This window comes from Streptomyces sp. AM8-1-1 (assembly GCF_032229325.1).
Classification (GTDB): domain Bacteria; phylum Actinomycetota; class Actinomycetes; order Streptomycetales; family Streptomycetaceae; genus Streptomyces; species Streptomyces achmelvichensis.
The window spans coordinates 6,540,889-6,560,926 of sequence record NZ_CP135086.1 but is presented as its reverse complement, the minus strand read 5'-3'; the positions used below and the strand labels follow the sequence as shown (position 1 = coordinate 6,560,926).

At 71.3% G+C, this 20,038-nt stretch carries 20 protein-coding genes and 2 pseudogenes; 7 read left to right on the top strand and 15 right to left on the bottom strand.

Annotated features, from left to right (window positions below; translation table 11 throughout):
• Positions 1–47: 47 nt before the first annotated feature.
• The 3 genes from RPQ07_RS29260 to RPQ07_RS29250 all read right to left on the bottom strand — a co-directional run bounded on the left by RPQ07_RS29260 (position 48) and on the right by RPQ07_RS29250 (position 3,328).
• On the bottom strand, positions 48–947 hold the full coding sequence (locus tag RPQ07_RS29260) for a S1 family peptidase (RefSeq protein WP_313947209.1): 900 nt from the start codon (positions 945–947) through the stop codon (positions 48–50).
• Between the two features lie 246 nt (positions 948–1,193).
• Positions 1,194–2,009 carry a DUF1684 domain-containing protein gene (locus RPQ07_RS29255; RefSeq protein WP_313947208.1) on the bottom strand — a complete coding sequence of 272 codons (816 nt, stop codon included), beginning with the start codon at positions 2,007–2,009 and terminating at the stop codon, positions 1,194–1,196.
• Positions 2,010–2,119: 110 nt separating this feature from the next.
• A complete protein-coding gene (locus RPQ07_RS29250) occupies positions 2,120–3,328 on the bottom strand; it encodes a DUF5685 family protein (RefSeq protein WP_313947207.1) in 1,209 nt (402 codons plus the stop codon).
• A gap of 288 nt (positions 3,329–3,616) precedes the next feature.
• Between RPQ07_RS29250 and RPQ07_RS29245 the strand changes: the two genes are divergently transcribed.
• Positions 3,617–4,054 (top strand): cell division protein SepF, encoded by a 438-nt coding sequence (locus RPQ07_RS29245; protein WP_313947206.1) that lies wholly within the window; start codon positions 3,617–3,619, stop codon positions 4,052–4,054.
• 57 nt (positions 4,055–4,111) lie between these two features.
• On the opposite strand, the gene RPQ07_RS29240 is transcribed toward RPQ07_RS29245, so the two are convergent.
• Positions 4,112–5,299 (bottom strand): acyl-CoA dehydrogenase family protein, encoded by a 1,188-nt coding sequence (locus tag RPQ07_RS29240; RefSeq protein ID WP_313947205.1) that lies wholly within the window; start codon positions 5,297–5,299, stop codon positions 4,112–4,114.
• Between the two features lie 79 nt (positions 5,300–5,378).
• Positions 5,379–7,013, bottom strand: a complete 1,635-nt coding sequence (locus tag RPQ07_RS29235; protein WP_313947204.1) for an MFS transporter — start codon at positions 7,011–7,013, stop codon at positions 5,379–5,381.
• A gap of 429 nt (positions 7,014–7,442) precedes the next feature.
• On the opposite strand from RPQ07_RS29235, the gene RPQ07_RS29230 reads away from it, so the two are divergent.
• Positions 7,443–8,435, top strand: coding sequence for a phosphatase PAP2 family protein (locus RPQ07_RS29230; protein ID WP_313947203.1), 993 nt, complete (start codon positions 7,443–7,445; stop codon positions 8,433–8,435).
• Positions 8,436–8,709: 274 nt separating this feature from the next.
• Here RPQ07_RS29230 and RPQ07_RS29225 read toward each other — a convergent pair whose 3' ends face one another.
• The 3 genes and pseudogenes from RPQ07_RS29225 to RPQ07_RS29215 all read right to left on the bottom strand — a co-directional run bounded on the left by RPQ07_RS29225 (position 8,710) and on the right by RPQ07_RS29215 (position 11,056).
• Positions 8,710–8,925 carry an I78 family peptidase inhibitor gene (locus RPQ07_RS29225; RefSeq protein WP_313947202.1) on the bottom strand — a complete coding sequence of 72 codons (216 nt, stop codon included), beginning with the start codon at positions 8,923–8,925 and terminating at the stop codon, positions 8,710–8,712.
• Positions 8,926–9,434: 509 nt separating this feature from the next.
• A pseudogene (locus tag RPQ07_RS29220) lies at positions 9,435–10,385 on the bottom strand (helix-turn-helix transcriptional regulator); the annotation flags it as partial.
• Between the two features lie 101 nt (positions 10,386–10,486).
• Positions 10,487–11,056 (bottom strand): transglycosylase family protein, encoded by a 570-nt coding sequence (locus RPQ07_RS29215; protein ID WP_313947201.1) that lies wholly within the window; start codon positions 11,054–11,056, stop codon positions 10,487–10,489.
• A gap of 248 nt (positions 11,057–11,304) precedes the next feature.
• Between RPQ07_RS29215 and RPQ07_RS29210 the strand changes: the two genes are divergently transcribed.
• Together RPQ07_RS29210 and RPQ07_RS29205 are read left to right on the top strand one after the other, a co-directional pair.
• Entirely contained in the window at positions 11,305–12,081 is a 777-nt protein-coding gene (locus RPQ07_RS29210) for a hypothetical protein (protein WP_313947200.1), read from the top strand.
• Positions 12,082–12,137: 56 nt separating this feature from the next.
• Entirely contained in the window at positions 12,138–12,476 is a 339-nt protein-coding gene (locus RPQ07_RS29205; RefSeq protein ID WP_313947199.1) for a hypothetical protein, read from the top strand.
• A gap of 79 nt (positions 12,477–12,555) precedes the next feature.
• Here RPQ07_RS29205 and der read toward each other — a convergent pair whose 3' ends face one another.
• From der to RPQ07_RS29175, 6 genes and pseudogenes are all read right to left on the bottom strand, one after another.
• Entirely contained in the window at positions 12,556–14,004 is a 1,449-nt protein-coding gene (gene der / locus RPQ07_RS29200) for a ribosome biogenesis GTPase Der (RefSeq protein WP_313947198.1), read from the bottom strand.
• 54 nt (positions 14,005–14,058) lie between these two features.
• Positions 14,059–14,742 (bottom strand): lysophospholipid acyltransferase family protein, encoded by a 684-nt coding sequence (locus RPQ07_RS29195; RefSeq protein ID WP_313947197.1) that lies wholly within the window; start codon positions 14,740–14,742, stop codon positions 14,059–14,061.
• Complete coding sequence (gene cmk, locus RPQ07_RS29190; protein ID WP_313947196.1) at positions 14,700–15,383, bottom strand: (d)CMP kinase; 684 nt, start codon at positions 15,381–15,383, stop codon at positions 14,700–14,702. The genes RPQ07_RS29195 and cmk overlap by 43 nt, the downstream gene beginning before the upstream one ends.
• Before the next feature lie 122 nt (positions 15,384–15,505).
• On the bottom strand, positions 15,506–16,591 hold the full coding sequence (locus RPQ07_RS29185) for a prephenate dehydrogenase (RefSeq protein ID WP_313947195.1): 1,086 nt from the start codon (positions 16,589–16,591) through the stop codon (positions 15,506–15,508).
• Positions 16,588–16,950, bottom strand: a complete 363-nt coding sequence (aroH, locus tag RPQ07_RS29180) for a chorismate mutase (protein WP_313947194.1) — start codon at positions 16,948–16,950, stop codon at positions 16,588–16,590. The genes RPQ07_RS29185 and aroH overlap by 4 nt, the downstream gene beginning before the upstream one ends.
• A 145-nt stretch (positions 16,951–17,095) precedes the next feature.
• A pseudogene (locus RPQ07_RS29175) lies at positions 17,096–17,536 on the bottom strand (YidB family protein); the annotation flags it as partial.
• 125 nt (positions 17,537–17,661) lie between these two features.
• Here RPQ07_RS29175 and RPQ07_RS29170 point away from each other — a divergent pair.
• The 3 genes from RPQ07_RS29170 (at position 17,662) to RPQ07_RS29160 (ending at position 19,358) form a co-directional block, all read left to right on the top strand.
• Positions 17,662–17,994 carry a DUF952 domain-containing protein gene (locus tag RPQ07_RS29170; protein ID WP_313947192.1) on the top strand — a complete coding sequence of 111 codons (333 nt, stop codon included), beginning with the start codon at positions 17,662–17,664 and terminating at the stop codon, positions 17,992–17,994.
• A gap of 154 nt (positions 17,995–18,148) precedes the next feature.
• Entirely contained in the window at positions 18,149–18,604 is a 456-nt protein-coding gene (locus RPQ07_RS29165; protein WP_313947191.1) for a Rieske (2Fe-2S) protein, read from the top strand.
• Positions 18,605–18,614: 10 nt separating this feature from the next.
• Positions 18,615–19,358 (top strand): DNA polymerase beta superfamily protein, encoded by a 744-nt coding sequence (locus tag RPQ07_RS29160; protein ID WP_313947190.1) that lies wholly within the window; start codon positions 18,615–18,617, stop codon positions 19,356–19,358.
• On the opposite strand, the gene RPQ07_RS29155 is transcribed toward RPQ07_RS29160, so the two are convergent.
• Positions 19,284–20,036 carry a DNA polymerase beta superfamily protein gene (locus RPQ07_RS29155; RefSeq protein WP_313947189.1) on the bottom strand — a complete coding sequence of 251 codons (753 nt, stop codon included), beginning with the start codon at positions 20,034–20,036 and terminating at the stop codon, positions 19,284–19,286. The two genes, RPQ07_RS29160 and RPQ07_RS29155, sit on opposite strands and share 75 nt — an antisense overlap.
• Between the last annotated feature and the right edge of the window lie 2 nt (positions 20,037–20,038).

Here is a 20,038-nt window from a genome sequence, read left to right as displayed (position 1 = left end):
CCTTCATACGGACGAGGGCTCGACCCGGACGGTTCAGTCGCCGCGCGTCAGTAGACGCTGACTCCGTAGGCGCTGAGCGCCTCGGTGACCGGCTGGAAGAAGGTCGTACCGCCGGATGAGCAGTTGCCGCTGCCGCCGGAGGTCAGGCCGATGGCCCTGCTGCCGGAGTAGAGCGGGCCGCCGCTGTCGCCGGGCTCGGCACAGACGTTGGTGCGGATCATGCCGTAGACGACATCGCCGCCGCCGTAGTTCACCGTGGCGTTGAGACCGGTGACGCTGCCGCTGTGGGTGCCCGTGGTGGAGCCTCGGCGGGTCACCGACATGCCGACCGTGGCGTTCGCGGCACTGGTGATGTCGACGCTGCCGACGGTGCCCGGGTGGGCGAGCGAGGTGTTGGAGTAGCGCACCAGGCCGTAGTCGTTCCCGGGGAAGCTGGATCCGGCCGTGGGGCCGATGGTGGTGGTGCGGGCGGAGTTGGTGTACCAGGTGCCCGCGCCGTCGGTGCAGTGACCGGCGGTCACGAAGTAGTAGGTGTTGCCGCTGCGGACGTTGAAGCCCGCGGAGCAGCGCCAGCTGGAGGCATAGATCGCGTCGCCGCCGGCGAGCAGCTTGGAGAAGACACCGGGGGTGCGCTCGATACGGAGGGCGTCGGCGTTGCTTCCGGCGGCCTTCTTGATCTTCGCTATCTCGGCCTGGGAGACGGTGCTGTCGGCCGTGACGACGAGGCTCTTCGTCGCAGGGTCGATGTTCCAGGCGGTGCCGGCCACATCCGCTGCGAGGACGGCGTCGCTCGCGGAGGTGAGCTCGGCTGCGCTGAACGTCTGGGACTGGTCGGCGTTGGCCGCGGGGACGGCCATTGCTGCGGCGGCGACCAGACCGGTGGAGACGGCGAGAAGGCGGGTACGTCTCGCCGTGGCACTGCGGGGGGTGGTGCGCTTGATCCTCACTTGTCGTTCCTCCCGAGGGGAATCGGGGGCTCCCGTAGTGGGGTTCGGGGCCCGTGAGGCGCAGCCATGAAGCACCGTCCGACTAACGGACATACCGTGCTCCTGACAAGCGCTGTTCGGGAGTATTCGGGCCGTCAACTGTCGGCGCAAGGGCGCCTTTCGGCCGCTGCGGGCACACACGACTCATGGCCCCGCGGCTGGGGCGCCTCCGGGGCTGCGGCACATGCGTCCGGCCGGTAGGACGGGTCAGCGGTCGCGGAGGTTCCGTTCCCCCGCGGCAATCTCCACCGCGAGCGTGTTCCCCGGCGGCGGGAAGGGGCAGATGAAGTGGTCGGCGAAGGCGCACGGGGGCAGCTGCGAGCGGTTGAAGTCGACGGTCACCGTGCCGTCCGCCGCGGGCGCGGGCGGCCGCAGGAAGCGGAAGCGGTAGCTACCGTTCCCGCTGGTCGCGTCGGCGAACACGGCCCACAGCGAACCGTCCTGCTCGACCGCCACCCGCAGGGAGTGCTCCACGCCGTCGAGGGGGAACGTGATCTCGCCACCGAGGCCGAGACCGCGCTCCCGCCCGTCGGCGTTCTCCACCCGCACACTGCGGCTTTCCGGGTAGGCCCGGAAGGTCCCCGGCACGGCCCAGCGAGGGTCGTACGCCGTCGCCTCGATGCCCTCGAACGCCCGGCGCGCCGGTGAGTCCGGATCGAAGTCACGTACCGCCCAGAGCCCTTCGCGGCGCAGCACGACCAGCCGCCGCCGGCCGTGCGCGACCCGGGACTCGGGGACGGGCGCGTGGTCGGCGGTGAGACGGATCGAGCCGGTGAAGGGCTTGCCGTCGACGGTCAGAACGTCCTCGGGTCCGGCGGCGAGCACCACCCCGTCGCCGTCCGGCACCCAGCTTCCCGGGACGGCCGGAAGTCGCCCGTCCGGGTGGTCGCCCAGCCAGTGCGTGCCGGTGAGCGAGAGCGGTCCGTACGGCGCGGAGACGGAACCGACGCGCTGTTCGTGCCACTTCTGCCAGTTCTGCGGCTCGTTCCCGTCCTGACCCGCTTGCTGTGCGTCCGTGCTCATGCCGTCAACCTTTCACACCGGCTCGGAAGCCCCGTACGGGAGTGCGGGACCGAGCCCGTGCGGCCGTGCACCCCTGCGGAGCCGTCGCGCTCCGCGCGGAGGTCGCGCCCTCAGCAGTCACAGCTGCAGCAGTCGCAGCAGTCACAGTCGCAGTCACGGCAGCAGCCCTCACGCTTCTTGCGCGACCAGGGCCCCTCGTACTCCTTGGCGCAGCAGATCTGACAGGTGCAGAAGAGTCCGGTGAAGACCGCGCAGCCGGCGAGGAGACCGCGCCGCTTGGGCGGGGTCGGTTCGCCGCCGAACCGCGGCGGACCGCCGGGGCCGCCGGGGTGGCCCGGGCCGCCCGGATTCCCGCCGCCGTAAGGATTCCCGCCGTAGGGGTTGTTGCCGTACGGGCCCTGACCGCCGCCCTGGTAGGGGTTCTGCGGGCCCTGCGGTGTGCCGTGCCCCTGGTGCGAACAGGTCGTCGTACCGAAGGTCCGGTTCACCGACGTCCGCAGCTCGTGGGCGAGCAGCACATGCACCAGCTTGTCGTCCGTGAAGCGGGCGTCGGCCAGCGCGAGCCGTACGCCGTGGACCGCGTCGTCGGCGAGGCGGCGGGCCTCGGCGAGCGAGGTGCCGGTCGCGGTGAGCGGGTTCCAGGCACCCGACGCCGCGTCAGCTTCCCTGTCCTCGACGGCATCCAGCAGATGCGCGAGGCGTCCGAAGAGGCGCCCGGCCTCGGCGAGCGGGGCCACGTTCTCCGGGCGTCCGGCGAGTACCGCGGTGTGCGCGAAGGCGGCGGCCGTCGCCGTCTCCGTCGGCTCGGTGACCGTGAGCAGCGGGGTTCCGGGGCCGGCGAGCGCCTCGATCCCCGTCTGCCGGTCGACCGCGTCGACCAGGACCGCGGTGTCGAAGCCGAGCGCCGCGCCGGTACGCGCGCCTGCCCGGTCCCAGCCGGTGGCGACCCGGCGCGCGGCGGCGGCCACCGGCCTGCGGGCCAACATCCCGTCCCGGTCGGCGACGTGGTCGCGCACCTTGGCGGAGGCGAGGACCAGCGAGACGGCGGCCGCGAGGCGTGCGCCCTCGCCCTTGGCCACGGATGCGGTGCGCATCGCGCGCAGCGGGCAGGGGCCCGCCGTGCGCCGGGTCGCGGGAGTGCGCTCGGCCTGAGCCTCCGTCAGAACCGAGACGATCAGGCCGTCGTAGTTGGTCACGACCCTGGCGAACTGGCCGTGGTCGGCACGAAGTGCCAGGCACAGACCGCAGAGATGGGCCATCCACTCGGCCTTGAGCCCGTCCCCGAGACGGTGGCTGCATGGCCTGACGATTCCGAACACGACGTTCCCCCGAGAGCCGTTCGACAGTGCGGCACGCATCGTATCGAGCGATCCGTTCACCCGTACGTCCCCGACGTCACCCATCTGGCCCGAACTTCATATTTTGGGCCGAACATGCCCCGTACACAGGAGGAATCTTGACGAATCGCCACATCTTCTGTGCCAGTACCGTCACGAATCCCTCGCGCGGCGACTATCCACTTGGCGCGCGATCCGCATTATGGACGACCATAGGGATAGGGAAGACGGAAGACCGCAGTGAGCGGACTGCAGTGGAAGGAGGCGTCCATGGGATCTGTGCGCAAGGCGAGCGCCTGGCTGGGACTCGTCGAGGACAGCGACGAGCGTTACTACGACGACGAGTACGCCGAGGGTGCGGAGACGGGTGAGAACGCCTGGGTCACCGACCCGCGGGTGCGCGTCGCCTCCGAGTCCGCCCAGGAAGAGGGACGCCGGATCGCCACGGTGTCGCCCTCCAGCTTCCGGGACGCCCGCGGTATCGGTGAGCTGTTCCGGGACGGTGTCCCGGTCATCGTCAACCTGACGTCCATGGAGCCCTCGGACGCCAAGCGCGTGGTGGACTTCGCCGCCGGACTGACCTTCGGCCTGCGCGGCTCCATCGAGCGCGTGGCGACCCGGGTCTTCCTGCTGAGCCCGTCGGACACCCAGGTCGTCAGCGGAGAGGCCCCGGGCCGCTCGCAGGACGGCTTCTTCAACCAGAGCTGAGCGAGGCGTTCGCCGGCCGGCAGGCCCGACCGGCGTCCGGGGACCCGAGGTCCCGGCTCACCGGAAGGCGTCGAGGCCGGTGAGCGCCTTGCCCAGCACGAGCTGGTGCATCTCGACGGTGCCCTCGTAGGTGAGCACCGATTCGAGATTCGTCGCGTGCCGCATCACCGGGTACTCCAGGGAGATCCCGTTCGCACCGAGGATGGTGCGCGAGGTGCGGCAGATCTCGATCGCCTCGCGCACGTTGTTGAGCTTGCCGAAGCTGACCTGCTCGGGGCGCAGCGTTCCCGCGTCCATGCGCCGCCCCAGATGGTGGGCGAGCAGGATGCCCTTGTGCAGCTCGACGGCCATGTCCGCGAGCTTGGCCTGGGTGAGCTGGAAACCGCCGATGGGGCGGCCGAACTGCTCACGCGTACGCGAGTACTGGAGCGCCGACTCGAAGCTCGCGCGGGCGGCGCCCATGGAGCCCCAGACGATTCCGTACCGCGCGTGGGTCAGACAGCTCAGCGGGCCCTTCAGACCGGTGACCTCCGGCAGGACCGCGTCGGCGGGCAGCCGCACCTCGTCGAGGACCAGCTCGCTGGTCACGCTCGCCCGCAGCGACCACTTGTGCTTGATCTCCGGGGCGGAGAATCCGGGGGCGTCCGTCGGCACGGCGAAACCGCGGATGCCGTCGTCGGTCTGCGCCCAGACGACGGCGACACCGGCCACCGAGCCGTTGGTGATCCACATCTTGCGGCCGGTGAGCACCCAGTCCGAGCCGTCGCGCTTGGCGTAGGTGCGCATGCCCGCCGGGTCGGAGCCGTGGTCGGGCTCGGTCAGGCCGAAGCAGCCGATGATCTCGCCGGCCGCCATACCGGGCAGCCAGCGCTGCTTCTGCTCCTCGGAGCCGAAGCGGTGGATCGCGTACATGGCGAGTGAGCCCTGCACGGAGACCAGGGAGCGGATGCCGGAGTCCGCCGCTTCCAGTTCGAGGCAGGCGAGGCCGTACTGGACCGCACTGGCTCCCGCGCAGCCGTAGCCCTTCAGCGACATGCCGAGCGCGCCGATGGAGCCGAGCTCACGTGCCAGCTCCCGGATGCCGGGCAGCTCGCCGCGCTCGTACCAGTCGGCGATGTACGGCATGACCCGATCGGAGGCCCAGCTGCGGACGGTGTCGCGGACCGCGAGGTCCTCGGGGTCGAGCAGATCGTCGATGCCGAGCGGATCGCCGGCATCGAAACGCGGCTTCGCGGGTGCGGACATTCAGGGCCTCCGGCAGCGCTGACAGAGCGGATGAAGAAAACTAGCAGTGTTAGTTACCAGCTCCGCCCGACGGTACGACTCAGTGTGCCGCGCGTCCAGACCCGGTCGCCTCGACGGGCTCACGGCTCGCCGGGATCGACACGTCCGGCCGCCGGGGGCGCGGACACTGCTCGGCCGTCGAGCAGTCCATGACCCGAGGCAGCTTGAGCGCCGCCAGCGCGCCCAGCAGCAGCAGACCGGCGCTCACCAGCAGCGTGACATGCAGACCGTCCACGAACGCGTGCCGCGCGGTCTCGCGCAGTGTCTCCCCCGCGCCCCCGCCGAGCCGGTCGGACACCTGGTACGCCTCGCCCAGCGAATGGGAGGCGGCATTGCTCGCGGACGCCGGCACCCCGGGCAGCGAGCTGAACGCGGGCGCGTACGCCGCGTTCATGATGCTGCCGAGCAGCGCGATGCCCATGCCCGCGCCCAGCTGGTAGGACGTCTCCCCGATCGCGGCAGCCCCGCCCGCGTGCTCCTGCGGCGCCTCGCTGAGCATCGACTCGTAGGCCGCGAAGAGCGTGGTCTGCAGGCCGAAGCCGAGCAGCACGAATCCGGTGGTGAGCAGCCAGGGCCGGTCGTGCTGTCCCATCATCACCAGCAGCAGGACGGCCGCGGCGGTGAGCACGAAGCCCCAGCCGACCATCGCGCGCGGGCCGATGCGGCGCAGGGTGGACGAGCCCGTCGCGCCCGCGGCCATCGCCGCGAAGGTGAGCGGCAGCAGTCGCAGCCCGGTCTCCAGCGGGCTGAGCCCGAGGATCAGCTGGAGGTACTGGACGGCTATCAGCTCCAGGCCGACCAGCGCCAGCATGGCCAGCACGATGCAGCCGACGGAGGTGGAGAAAGTGGCGCGGGCGAACATCCGGATGTCTATGAGCGGGTGCTCGCGCCGCCGCTGCCGCCGGACGAAGAGCACCAGCAGCACCGCGCCGATCAGCAGTGGACCGACCGTCCGGGCGTCGAGCAGGCCGTGCCCGACACCGAGCCGCTTCACCCCGAGGACGACGCCGAGCACTCCGGCGGCGGCGAGCAGGGCACCCAGCACGTCCCACGGGCCGTCCGTGTTCCCCCGGGACTCCGGCAGCAGCAGCCGGCCGATGGGCAGGATCAGCGCCATCAGCGGGATGTTGATCAGGAAGACCGAGCCCCACCAGAAGTGCTCGACGAGGAAGCCGCCGAGGACCGGCCCGGTGGCGGCGCCGACCGCGGCGACCGCGGTCCATATGCCGATCGCCATCGCCCGTTCCCGCCGGTCGGGGAAGACGGCACGGAGTATCGAGAGCGTCGCGGGCATGATCATCGCGCCGCCGACACCCAGCAGGGCGCGTGCGGCGATGAGTATGTCCGGGGTGGCGGCGAAGGCGGCGACGGCGGACGCGATGCCGAAGATCGCGTAACCGAGCAGGAGCACTCTGCGGCGGCCGATGCGGTCGCCGAGGGTGCCGAAGAGGATCAGCAGTGCGGCGCAGATGAGGGGATAGGCGTCGACGATCCACAGCAGTTCCACGCCGCTCGGGCGCAGATCCTCCGTGACGGCGGGCACCGCGACGTGCAGCACGGTCGCGTCCAGCGCGACGAGCAGCAGGCTGAGGCAGAGGACGACGAGGACGACCCAGCGGTTGGCACCGCCGGCGGCGGCACGCAGGCGTGCCACGGCCGTGATCGTCCCGGACATGTACTACCTCCCAGTGAGTCCCTCGCGTTCGGCGGGCCAGCCGGGGACGGGGTGATCCCTCAAGGCGGTCCGGCATCGAGGCGAGTGAGCCGTCAGCGTACGCGAGTTCAGGCCGGTGGCGCGTGGTCCATCTCTCACCACTTCGGCCGTGGACGTGTGGCGTACGCCACGCCCGGCAGCCCCGGAGGAAATGGATCATGGCCTCTTCCGAACGAGGGGAAAAATCCGTACGGGCAGGTCATGAACGAGAATTTGCCCGGCGGAATGAGGCCGCGACACGCCCTCCCGAGCAATAGCGTGGGTGACCTCCGGGATTTCCGAATTGGCCAGGAATAAAGCCGGAGTCTGAGACATACTCCACATCACATCGTCATCACAAAGACGCTGGATCGGCCTAGTCGCGCACTCACTCGCTGTAACGTCGATTGGGTGCGTACCGACATCTTCGCCCGCCTGGACCGGGAGCCGGAACCGCCGAAGATAGAGATCCCGCGGATGAGCCGCATCCGTCTCGCCCTCTTCGGCGGGACGTCTGCGTTCTATCTCGCCATCGTCGTCGCCGTGTTGGCGTCGAGCTGGCTGGTGATCATCGACTGGAAAGTCATGCTGTTCCGGCCCTACCAGCAGTGGCCCGAGCTGCACGCCTTTCTCGACTACTTCGTGGTCCTCGGCCAACGCGGCCCCACGGCCGTGATGGTCGCTGCCTGGCTGGGCTGGCGCTCCTGGCGCCAGCACACGCTGCGGCCCCTCCTCGCCCTGGGCGTCTCGCTGTTGCTGCTCAATGTGACGGTGGGCGCCGTCAAGATCGGACTCGGCCGGCTCGGCCCTCACTACGCGACAGAGATCGGATCCCCCGAGCTCTTCGCGGGCGGCGATATATTTCCTTCCGGCCACACCGCCAACGCGGTCGTGACCTGGGGAATTCTGGCGTATCTGGCCACGACTCCGCGGGCCCGCCGCTATCTGTCGGCGCTCTCCGCCACCGTCTCGCTCGGTGTCGGCCTGACCACCGTGTACCTCGGTACGCACTGGCTGAGCGATGTCCTGCTCGGCTGGGCCGCCGGACTGCTGATCCTGCTCGCGCTGCCCTGGTGCGAGCCGCTGATCGGCCGTGCGGAGGCCTTCATCCTCGACCTCCGCGAGCAGTGGCGCGCGCGTCGCCGTCTCGCCCCCTCGCTGCCGGTGGCGGCCGGTGGCCCGCGGCCGGGGATACACCCCCAGCGCGGTGGAGGCCGGCAGGACGGTGCGGACCGCGAACCGGTCGCCGCGGTGGGCGGCCCGTCGGCCCCCACGAGCAGGCCGGGTACCCAGCTCACCCACACCCAGCGACCGCACTCGCACAGCATGCGTTCCGAGCGGACACCGGTGACACCTTCGGGCAGCCGGCGTCCGCCCACCTCTCGGCCCGCCACGGGCGGCTGATCCGCCTGCCGGACCACCGCTCGTCGAACACGGCGAAGGCCCCGACCGATCCGGTCGGGGCCTTTTCCGTGGGCACTTCTGGGCCTGACAAGTTCATGGCGTGCGTCTCGGTGCCGTACGGCAACTCCGCGGCCGTACGGGTCGCATGAGCCGCGTCACGGGGCGTCGTGAGCCCCTGGAGGGCAGCGGGGGCTTCCCGGCCCCTGCTGGGCCCGTTGCCGGGCTTCCGCGCGCTGTGCGGCAGTTGAGGGGCTCCCGCGGCCGGGCGGGCGGCTCAGCCCACCCAGCAGCGCTTGACGGTGCCGCCCTCCACCTCGAAGTTGAGCCGGCCCACCAGGTACTCCATGGTGATGATCGACCCCGGGGGCAGCGCCCGGACCGTGGTCCAGCCGCGCTCACGGGCCTGCTGTTCGGCGCCCTCCGCCGAGAGGCCGACATACGCGTCGGCGTCGTCGTCGGGCTGGGCTGAGGGGCTCGGTATGGATGCCATGGCATCCACCGTAGGCGGCAGCGGACGGTGACGGAAGCGGAGCGCGCAACACGCCGTAGCCACCCCACGTACCCCACCGGTCACGCTTCTGTCACAGGATCACGACACACGTTCAGCGCAAACCCTGTCACTCGAACGTGCAGTCCAGGACGGCGTCCGCAGTAATTGCGGACAACCATTCGGACACGCTCAATTCCCGGGTCGAATAACCCGGGACGAAAGGCGGGAGTGAATTGACGGACCGTGAAGAATTCACCGCTCCCTTACACAATCCCCAGCGTGTACGCGTGACCCGATGCCCACTGCCGGATCGCGTACCCCGCCTTCCGGCCGTACATGCACGAGGCCCGGAGGCGCCCTGTCGGAGCGCCGGGGCGCGCGAGCATCACGGCCCGTGACGGCGCTCCGGATACGCGCCGAGCTCGCCCGGAACGGTCTCCGGCCGATGGGCAAAAAGGTGCGTCACAGCCTGCCGGGCGCCCCGCACGACGCCGTCAGCCGACCGGGCCCAGAGCCCGGGAGAGACGGTCCCGCAGCGTCCTGATGTGCTCCGTCAGCTCCTCGGGCTCGACCACCTCGAAGTCGACGCCCAGGAGCATCACATGGATCACCATCACCTCCAGGCCGGCCGCGCCGGTGCGCAGCAGGCAGCTCGTCGCGTCCACCGCCTCCAGAACACCGTCGGACGGACCGATGATCCGGGCCGCCTCCTCCGCCGACATGTGCAGCCGGACGACGGCCTGCACCGCGTAGGCGCGGGTCGAGACGCCCCGGGAGACGTACGCGGCCAGATCCTCGGCCGGCGGGGTGCGCGGGGCGAAGCGGGGGCCGTGCGGCGGTGTGGGCGTGATGCGGTCCGCGCGGAACGTGCGCCAGTCGCCGCGCTCCAGGTCCCAGGCCACGAGGTACCAGCGGCGCTCGGTGCACACCAGCCGATGCGGTTCGACGGCACGGCGGCTGACGGAGCCGCTGTGGTCGCGGTACTCGAAGCGCAGCCGTTCGCTGTCCCGGCAGGCGTTGGCGAGTTCCGTGAGGACGGAGGCGTCGACCCGGGACCTGGGCGCGCGCAGCATCGGGACGGTGAAGGCGTTGAGGGCGCCGACGCGGCGGCGCAGCCGATGGGGCAGCACCTGTTCCAGCTTGGCCAGCGCGCGCACCGAGGTCTCGCCGATGCCCTCGATGCCGTTGCCCGCGGCGGTGCGCAGCCCGACGGCGACCGCCACCGCCTCCTCGTCGTCGAGCAGCAGCGGAGGCAGCTCGGCCCCCGCGCCGAGCTGATAGCCGCCGCCCGTGCCGGGGCTGGCGTTGACGGGATAGCCGAGCTCCCGCAGCCGGTCGACGTCGCGCCGGACGGTACGCGGCGTGACGCCGAGCCGGTCGGCCAGGTCGGCGCCCGACCATTCGCGGTGGGCCTGGAGCAGGGACAGCAGGCGCAGCAGACGTGCCGAGGTCTCCAACATGGGGGTGAGTCTGCCAGCGCATGCGGACAGCTTCTGTCCGCATGCGCGGTGCGTGCGTCAACTGCCGGAGGGCTCAGCGGCGTTCGGCGCGAGCCCGCGGCTCACCCGGGAAGGGTCAGCATCATCCCGACCGTGAGGTGGTCCGGAGAGTTGCCGATGACCGTCCGGTTGGCGGTGTACAGCGCCTGCCAGCCGCCCTTCACGCGAAAGCGCGTGGCGATGGCGGAGAGGGTGTCCCCGGGCTGGACGGTGTGGGCCCGGCCCTTGAGGCCGTAACGCTTCGAGCAGACGGGCCAGGCCTTCCATCCCTGGACGCGGAGCACCTCTTCGGCGACCTTGATCTGCTGGGCGCGGGTCGCGAGGTCGGCGCGCGGCGCGTACGCGAGGCCTCCGAAGGCCTTCCACGTCGGGTGCCAGAACTGGAGCCCGCCGTAGTAGCCGTTGCCGGTGTTGGTGTTCCACTTCCCGCCGCTCTCGCACTCGGCGACGCAGTTCCACGGCCAGCCGGTCGCCGCGCAGGCGAAAGCAGGAGTGGCCGCCGATGTGACCGGGGCCGCCGGAGTCGCCGCTGGGGCCGGAGCGTCCGAGGTCGCCGCCTGGGCGCCGCCCTGGGGTACGAGAGCCAGCAGCAGGGCCGCAACAGCGGTCGAAAATGACTGAATTGTCCGCATCGGGGTCACGCTAGGCAGTCGGCTCCCCCGACCACCGCCGCCGCGCACGGAAGGCCTTCACGCCCACCCGGTCGGACCTCCGCCGGCCGCCCGGAACGGTCCTCCGGACGCCCGCACCCGTTCGTGTCCGCATGCCGGACGGTTCGATTACGTCCCTCCTTTGCGTGACCCCGGCCCCGGATAACCCGTTGAACCCTTCATGAGCCGGGACCCGCCCGGCATCCGTGATCAAGTCCGAGGAGCCACCCGTGCCGCGCATGCTCGACGTCAGCGAGGACGTACGCGCCGAGATCGGCGACGAAGAAGCCGACCGGCTGCTCGCCGGCGAGAACGCCCCGGGCAGCTACGACTGCACCTCCTGCCGCACCCCGGGCGACTCCGAGCAGGAGCGCACCAGCACGGTCCTGTTCGTGGGTGAGGAGACCGCCGTACTCGCCTTCGCCCACGCCACCTGCATCCCCTCGCAGGTCGTCCAGGTCACCGAGGACCAGCTGCAGGGGGCCGTGCGGTCCATCACCGCCGAGGAGCCCGCTCCGCAGACCACCCCGGGACAGGCCGTCCTGGGCATCACCAGCGGTCTGGTGCTCATCGACGGCGAGCTGCACCCTGCCCTGGTGGTCGAGCCGACGGCCCCGATCGCCCGCCCCGGCACCACCGGGAACGGCGGCGACGACTTCCTGCCGCTGCTCATCGAGCAGGGCTTCGTGCCGATCTCCGACGTGAACCACCGGCCCGGGCTGCTGGCCGGCTGGTCCGTGCTGATCGCCATGGGACAGCTGCACGCCGTGCTCCAGCCCGGCACCGGCGGCGGCAGCCCGGTCGCCTGGTGGCAGGCCCACCAGCCGCTCCAGGTGACCGATGGCTGGCGAGCGGCCGCCAACAAGTCGCACACGGTGCTGGTGTTCGCCGCGCCGGTCGGCTCGATCGGGCAGCAGCCGCGTGAGGACCTGCTGCGCGAGGCGCTGGAGAAGGCGGCGGCCGGCGGCCGTCTGGTGGCCGCCGCGATGCCGCTCGCGGGCACCTGATCCCGGCGGGGGACGCCGGACGCGTGACGGGCGGGGTCGTAGGTCGTTGCAGGTACGTGCACACATACGACCCCTCCCGCCAGCCGTACACGAGCCAGATCCCCTCCATGCGCCCCGCGCGCGAGGCGTCCGGTTCGCCCACGCCCATCTACGACGCGCTGTACTCGGAGTACCGGAGGTCGTTCCGGACCCTGCCCGGCGACCGCAGTGGCGAGGAGGACCTCGGCTTCAAGGCGTTCGGCACGGGGCTCAGCAGCAGCCGCGGTTCCGGCTTCGCCGCGGCCGCCCAGCCCGTCCATCCGGGCGGGGGCTGGCCGCCGTACCCCGGCAGCAGCGCGCACGGCGGCAACCCCTACCCGGCGGCGCTGCCGCCGGCCCCGCGTCGGGGCATCTGACGCCGCAGCCGTGACAAGGACGCTGCCCCCGACCGTTCACCGGTCGGGGGCAGCGCCCTTGTCGTGTCATGTCAGCGCGTCACTTCTTGCGGCCGCGCTTCTCCCGCACCCGCACCGAGATGTGGATCGGGGTGCCCTCGAAGCCGAACTCCTCGCGCAGCCTGCGCTCCACGAAGCGGCGGTAGCCGTGCTCCAGGAAGCCGGAGGCGAAGAGGACGAACCGCGGCGGCTTGGTGCCCGCCTGGGTGCCGAACAGGATGCGGGGCTGCTTGCCGCCGCGGATCGGGTGCGGGTGGGAGGCGACGATCTCACCGAGGAAGGCGTTCAGCCGTCCCGTCGGGACCCGGGTCTCCCAGCCGGCGAGCGCCGTCTCGATCGCCGGGACCAGCTTCTCCATGTGCCGGCCGGTGACGGCCGAGACATTCACCCGGGGCGCCCAGGCGATCTGGGCGAGCTCGGTCTCGATCTCGCGCTCCAGGTAGTAGCGGCGCTCCTCGTCGAGGGTGTCCCACTTGTTGAACGCCACGACCATGGCACGGCCGGCCTCGACCGCCATGGTGATGATCCGCTGGTCCTGGACGCTGATGGACTCCGACGCGTCGATCAGGACGACCGCGACCTCCGCCTTCTCGACCGCGGCGGCGGTCCGCAGGGAGGCGTAGTAGTCCGCGCCCTCCTGGAGGTGGACACGGCGGCGGATACCGGCCGTGTCGATGAACTTCCAGGTGATGCCGCCGAGCTCGATCAGCTCGTCGACCGGGTCGCGGGTGGTGCCCGCCAGCTCGTTGACGACCACCCGGTCCTCGCCTGCGACCTTGTTGAGCAGCGAGGACTTACCGACGTTCGGGCGGCCGATGAGGGCGATGCGGCGGGGGCCGCCGACGGCATTGCCGAAGGTCTGGGCCGGGGCCTCGGGGAGGGCCTCGAGGACGGCGTCGAGCATGTCGCCCGTACCGCGGCCGTGCAGCGAGGAGACCGGGTGCGGCTGGCCGAGACCGAGCGACCACAGCGCGGTGGCGTCCGCCTCGCCGCTCTGTCCGTCGACCTTGTTGGCACACAGCACGACGGGCTTGCCCGCCCGGCGCAGCAGCTTGACGACGGCCTCGTCGGTGTCCGTGGCGCCGACGGTGGAGTCGACCACGAAGACGACCGCGTCGGCCGCCTCGATCGCGTACTCGGCCTGGGCGGCGACGGAGGCGTCGAGCCCCAGGACGTCCTGCTCCCAGCCGCCCGTGTCGACGACCTTGAAGCGGCGGCCCGCCCACTCGGCCTCGTAGGTGACGCGGTCGCGGGTGACGCCCGGCTTGTCCTGGACGACGGCCTCACGACGGCCGATGATGCGGTTCACCAGGGTCGACTTGCCGACATTGGGGCGGCCGACGACGGCGAGGACGGGCAGCGGGCCGTGCCCGGCCTCCTCGATGGCACCTTCGACGTCCTCGACGTCGAAGCCCTCTTCCGCGGCGAGCTCCATGAACTCCGTGTACTCGGCATCGCCGAGCGCTCCGTGGTCGTGCTGGTCGTTCATGAAGTCCGTTCCTCGTTCATCGATGGATCGCGCGATCCACTACTCAAGTCTGGCCTAGCGCCCGGTGAGGCGCCTGGCATTCACCAGGTGGGCTGTCAGCCGCTCCTGGATCCGTACGGTGGCCTCGTCCAGCGCCTTGCGCGTACGGCGCCCGCCGGCGTCGCCCGCTTCGAAGGCGTCCCCGAACACGACGTCCACCTTGCTGCGCAGCGGGGGCAGCTGTCGTATCAACCGTCCGCCGCGCTCACTGCTTCCCAGCACCGCGACCGGGACGATCGGAGCCCCCGAGCGTACGGCGAAGTAGGCGAGCCCCGCGCGCAGCGAGGCGAAGTCTCCTTCTCCGCGGCTGCCCTCGGGGAAGATGCCGAGGACACCCCCAGTCTCCAGCACGCCGAGCGCGTTGGATATCGCGGTGCGGTCGGCGGTCGACCGGTCCACCTTCAGCTGACCGATTCCCAGCAGGAACGGGTCGAGGGGACCGACGAACGCCTCCTTCTTGATCAGGAAGTGCACGGGCCGGGGGGCGGTGCCCATCAGCATCGGCCCGTCGATGTTGTGGGAGTGGTTCACGGCCAGGATGGCGGGCCCGGTCGCGGGAACCCGCCAGGCGCCCAGCACCCGCGGTCTCCACAGCCCGTACATCAGCCCGATCCCGATACGGCGCCCGACGGCGGCGCCGCGCTCGGACGGCAGGGTCACCGGGCCGCCCGCTTCTCCTCGACGAGGGTGACGACACATTCGACGACCTGCTGGAGGGTCAGCTCGCTGGTGTCCACCTCGACGGCGTCGTCCGCCTTGGCGAGCGGGGAGGTCTTGCGGCTGGAGTCGGCCGCGTCCCGCTTGATCAGGGCGTCCCGGGTGGCCGCCACGTCGGAGCCCTTGAGCTCGCCGCTGCGGCGGGCCGCACGGACCTCCGGCGTCGCGGTCAGGAAGATCTTCAGATCGGCGTCCGGCAGGACGGTGGTGCCGATGTCGCGGCCCTCGACGACGATGCCGCCCGTGGCGGACGCGGCGATGGAGCGCTGGAGCTCGGTGATCCTGGCCCTCACCTCGGGGACGGCGCTGACCGCGCTCACCCTGGCGCTGACCTCCGTGGTGCGGATGGGGGCCGCGGCGTCCACACCGTCGACGGTGATCGTCGGGTCCTCCGGGTCGGTGCCGGAGACGATCGCGGGCTTGCCGGCCGCCATGGCGATCGCCGCGGGGTCGTCGACGTCGACACCGTTGGTGATCATCCACCAGGTGATCGCCCGGTACTGGGCACCGGTGTCCAGGTAGCTCAGCCCGAGCGCGGCTGCCACCGCCCTGGACGTGCTCGACTTGCCCGTGCCGGCGGGGCCGTCGATGGCGACGATCACGGATTCCACGGTGTCGGACACCTTTCCTGGTCTGCGGAGAGGGCCGGCGGAATGCCGAGGAGCCCCGAACAAGGTTACCGATTGCCGGGCGCCGCCCTGACACACGGATGGCGGAGCCCGGATCACCCGGTTCGGGGAGCCCGCTACTGCCGGATCGACCAGCCGCGTTCGCGCAGCGAGGCCGCCAGGACGGGAGCCGCCGCCGGGACCACCATCAGCTGCACCAGGCCGGCCTGCTGGCCGGTCGCGTGCTCGATCCGGACGTCCTCGATGTTGACGCCGGCCCGGCCGGCGTCCGCGAAGATCCGCGCCAGCTCGCCCGGCTGGTCGCTGATGAGCACGGCGACGATCTCGTACGAGGCCGGTGCGGCGCCGTGCTTGCCCGGGACGCGGGCGCGGCCCGCGTTGCCCCGCAGCAGGACGTCCTCGATGCCCTCGACACCGCCCTGCCGCTTGGACTCGTCGGCGGACTGCAGGGCGCGAAGGGCCTGGACCGTCTCGTCCAGGTCGGCGGCCACTCCGGCGAGCACATCGGCGACGGGCCCCGGGTTCGCGGACAGGATCTCGACCCACATGCGGGGGTCGGACGCGGCGATCCGCGTGACGTCGCGGATGCCCTGGCCGCACAGGCGTACGGCCGTCTCGTCGGCCTCCTCCAGGCGGGCGGCGACCATCGACGAGATCAGCTGGGGGGTGTGCGAGACGAGCGCGACCGCGCGGTCGTGGGCGTCGGCGTCCATCACCACGGGGACGGCACGGCACAGTGCGACCAGTTCGAGGGCGAGGTTGAGGACCTCGGTGTCGGTGTCGCGGGTGGGCGTGAGGACCCAGGGCCGGCCCTCGAAGAGGTCGGCGGTGGCGGCGAGCGGACCGGAGCGCTCCTTGCCCGACATCGGGTGGGAGCCGATGTACGAGCGGAGATCGAGACCGAGTGCCTCCAGCTCGCGCCGTGGTCCGCCCTTGACGCTGGCCACGTCGAGGTAGCCGCGGGCGGTCCCGGCACGCATGGCCTCCGCCAGCGCGGCGGCGACATGGGCGGGCGGCACGGCGACGATGGCGAGGTCGACCGGCCCCTCGGGCGGCGCGTCCGTACCGGCGCCGAGCGCGGCGGCCGTACGCGAACGCTCCGGGTCGTGGTCGACGAGATGGACGGCGATCCCCCGGCCCGCCAGCGCGAGCGCCGCCGAGGTGCCGATCAGACCGGTTCCGATGACGACAGCGGTTCTCACTGGGCGATGTCCTTGCGCAGGGCGGCGGCGGTGCCGAGGTAGACGTGCGCGATCTCGGACCGGTCGAGGTGTGACTCGACATGGGCCAGTATCCGTACGACGCGGGGCATCGCACCGACGACGTCCAGTTCCTGCGCGCAGATCAGCGGTACGTCCACGATGCCGAGGTTGCGCGCCGCGGCGGCCGGGAAGTCGCTGTGCAGATCCGGGGTGGCGGTGAACCAGACGCTGATCAGATCGTCCGCGACCAGTCCGTTGCGCTCCAGCACGGCGGTGAGCAGCTGACTGACCTGCTCGTCCATGTGTCCGGCGTCGTCCCGTTCCAGCTGGACCGCCCCGCGGACCGCTCGTACCGCCACCTCGTGCTCCTAACCTGTGCGAGTGCTCCGTTCAGCGTAGTCACGCGGCCGGACGCGGGAGCGCCACGACCGCCCTCCGAGACGGGCCGCCGGTACGTCGGAGGCGCCCGCAGCCGCGAGCGCCGGAGCCGCCGTGTGCCGTCGGTCAGAGCTGCTGCTGCCGGATGAGGTCCTCGATGGACTGGCCCGCGGGCGGCACCGCTCCGTCCGGGGTGAGCTTGTCCACCGTCTGCGGCAGCACCTGGGCGATCTGCTCGGCGGCCTGCTGCGGTGTGACCCCGGCGTCCTGGGCGACCTTCTGCAGCGTCGCCTCCGGCACCGCCTCGGCGATCTGCACGCCGCTGACCGGCTGGTTGGCCCCCGTACCGATCCACGACTGGGCATGGTCGGCCAGGCCGGACTTGGTCAGCATGTCCACCAGCCCGCCGAGCGGGCTGCCGCCGGCAGCACCGTTCCTGTTGCCGAGCGCGCTGATCAGGGCGCCGAGGATGTTCGCGGCGCCGCCGGAGCCGGCGCCCTGCTGACCGCCGCCGAGGAGGCCGCCCAGAAGACTGCCGAGGTCGTTACCCGCCATGGTGGTGCCCTTCGGTGAGGTTCGGTGGGGTTCCGCAGAGGTGAGGCCCGGTCAATGTCACCCGGATCACATGCGGTCGCCACTCGGGACCCTTCCGCGACGGACCGGGTACCACCGCTCTGCGCTACAACTGGCGCATGCTCTTTCACGTCGTACCCGTGGACGAATGGACGACGGACGTCGACCGTCCGTACGCCCCTGCCTCGCTGGTCTCCGAGGGCTTCGTGCACTGCTCGCCCGACGGCCCGGCGGCGCTCGCGATCGCCGACGGCCTCTACCGCGACGTGCCCGATCTGCTGGTTCTCCAGATCGACGAGGCGGGGCTCGGCGCCGAGGTCCGCTGGGAAGGCTCGGAGGACATGCTGTTCCCGCATGTGTACGGGCCGGTCGAGCGCTCCGCGGTCACGGCGGTGCTCGCGGTACGCCGCGACGCGGACGGCCACGCGCGGGAACTCACCCCCTGGGTGTGACCCTCGGTGCACGCCCTGGCGGTACGCGTTGGGCTGTCGGGCGTACGGCACCGGCGGGATCGGGTACGCACCGGCAGGTTGCTTCTTCCCGGCGGCATTCAGCGCCAAGATGCTCATGGCTCACGGTCGGGGTCACGACGGAGGGAGACGGGCCATGGACGCACGGCGGCGTACGGTGCTGACGGCAGGCACGGCAGGTGCTCTGGGACTGATGCTGGGGTGCGGCGAGAACGGTGACGAGGGCGCGGCCGCGTCCGAGCAGCCGACCTCTCCCGGTGCGACGACCGCAGCCGGAGAATCGCCCGCGGGCTCGGCGCCGGCCGGTGAGGAGCTCGCCCGGACCACCGACATCCCGGTGGGCGGCGGAAAGGTGTTCGCGGACCAGAAGGTCGTGGTCACCCAGCCGACGTCCGGTCAGTTCAAGGCCTTCTCCGCCATCTGCACCCACCAGGGCTGCACCGTGGACAAGGTGGCCGACGGCACCATCGACTGCCCCTGCCACGGCAGCAGGTTCCGTGTCGCGGATGCGTCGTTGGCGAAGGGACCGGCCACGAAGCCCCTGCCGCCCAAGCAGATCACCGTCTCCGGGGAGACGATCCTGCTCACGTAGCCTGTGCCGCATGACCCCGCATGAGCTGGTGCGCGACCACACGATCTACTCATGTGTCATGGGTTCGCGCGCCTTTGGCCTGGCGACGGAGGACAGCGACACCGACCGGCGCGGTGTGTTCGTCGCACCCACCCCGCTCCACTGGCGCTTCGAGAAGCCCCCGACCCATGTCGAGGGCCCGGCCGCCGAACAGTTCTCCTGGGAGCTGGAGCGATTCTGCGATCTGGCCCTGCGCGCCAACCCGAACATCCTGGAGTGTCTGCACTCCCCGCACATCGAGCGCATCGACGACACCGGGCGTGAACTGCTTGCCCTGCGTGCGGCGTTCCTGTCCCGCGAGGTCCACCGGACGTTCGTCCGCTACGCCGAGGGCCAGCACAAGAAGCTGGAGTCGGACGTCCGCCGGTACGGCGCACCGCGCTGGAAGCACGCGATGCACCTGCTGCGGCTGCTCGCGTCCTGCCGGGACCTGCTGCGCACCGGGGAACTCGTCCTCGACGTGGGTGAGGAGCGGGAACGTCTGCTGGCCGTCAAGCACGGCGAGTTCAGCTGGCCCGAGATCGCGTCGTGGATGGCCCGCACGGCCGACGAGGCCGATGAGGCGGCGCTCCGCACACCGCTGCCGCCGGAGCCGGACCGCGCCCGCGTCGAGGACTTCCTCGTACGGGTCCGGCGGGCCTCAGCCCTCCAGCCGGACCCGCACCACGAGCGCGCCGAGGGCGGCATGGGCGGAGGCCTCGTCGGGCAGCCGTGAGGTCTGCTGCGCCTCGTCGAGGACGAGGTGCAGCGCTTCGACGTCGGCCCGGGCCCTGTCCTTGTCGACGCCGGAGGCGAGACCGTGCTCGGCGTCCGCCTTGGCCGCGATCAGGTCGGGCAGGTACGCGGGAGCCGCGACCTCGTCGAGCAGCGTGGGCAGATGTGCCTGCACCTCGCCGCTGCGCATCAGACGGATGCCGGTCAGCAGGGTGCGGAAGGTGTAGAGCAGCGGCTTGAGTTCGCCGGTCTTCTCGAAGAGCCGCCACTGCGTGGACGCGAAACCCCGGTAGTGGTGGGCGTGGTGGAGGGTGAGCACACCGGGCGCGAGGGCCACCAGCTCGTCGTGGGCCGCTCCGGTGTGGACGACCAGCGGGGACAGCAGCTGCTCCAGCACATAGCCGTTGCGGCGCAGCATGAGCCGGACGAACTTCCGCAGGTCGTGCGTGACCAGGTCCATCTCGGTCCCGTCCCGGTCCCATATCAGGGACCGGGTCTCCTCGGGCTCGTGCAGCCCGACGAGCTCCGCAACCGGGAGCAGATGGACGCCCCGGAGGTCCACGTCCGAGTCCTTGGACGGGAATCCGTACAGGTGCGCCCCCGAGACGGTGGCGAAGAGCAGGGGGTCGGGCTGTTCGGCGACGACGGGGCCGAGGTCCAGGTCGAGTGGGGCAGTCATGG

What these genes read in the sequence shown, in the direction of transcription:
- RPQ07_RS29245 (WP_313947206.1), top strand. Translation starts at nt 3,617, where the DNA reads ATGGGATCTGTGCGCAAGGCGAGCGCCTGGCTGGGACTCGTCGAGGAC.
- RPQ07_RS29155 (WP_313947189.1), bottom strand. Translation starts at nt 20,036, where the DNA reads ATGACTGCCCCACTCGACCTGGACCTCGGCCCCGTCGTCGCCGAACAG.
- RPQ07_RS29215 (WP_313947201.1), bottom strand. Translation starts at nt 11,056, where the DNA reads ATGCGGACAATTCAGTCATTTTCGACCGCTGTTGCGGCCCTGCTGCTG.
- RPQ07_RS29160 (WP_313947190.1), top strand. Translation starts at nt 18,615, where the DNA reads ATGACCCCGCATGAGCTGGTGCGCGACCACACGATCTACTCATGTGTC.
- RPQ07_RS29240 (WP_313947205.1), bottom strand. Translation starts at nt 5,299, where the DNA reads ATGTCCGCACCCGCGAAGCCGCGTTTCGATGCCGGCGATCCGCTCGGC.
- RPQ07_RS29165 (WP_313947191.1), top strand. Translation starts at nt 18,149, where the DNA reads ATGGACGCACGGCGGCGTACGGTGCTGACGGCAGGCACGGCAGGTGCT.
- der (WP_313947198.1), bottom strand. Translation starts at nt 14,004, where the DNA reads ATGAACGACCAGCACGACCACGGAGCGCTCGGCGATGCCGAGTACACG.
- RPQ07_RS29255 (WP_313947208.1), bottom strand. Translation starts at nt 2,009, where the DNA reads ATGAGCACGGACGCACAGCAAGCGGGTCAGGACGGGAACGAGCCGCAG.
- RPQ07_RS29235 (WP_313947204.1), bottom strand. Translation starts at nt 7,013, where the DNA reads ATGTCCGGGACGATCACGGCCGTGGCACGCCTGCGTGCCGCCGCCGGC.
- RPQ07_RS29170 (WP_313947192.1), top strand. Translation starts at nt 17,662, where the DNA reads ATGCTCTTTCACGTCGTACCCGTGGACGAATGGACGACGGACGTCGAC.
- RPQ07_RS29225 (WP_313947202.1), bottom strand. Translation starts at nt 8,925, where the DNA reads ATGGCATCCATACCGAGCCCCTCAGCCCAGCCCGACGACGACGCCGAC.
- RPQ07_RS29195 (WP_313947197.1), bottom strand. Translation starts at nt 14,742, where the DNA reads ATGTGTCGTCACCCTCGTCGAGGAGAAGCGGGCGGCCCGGTGACCCTG.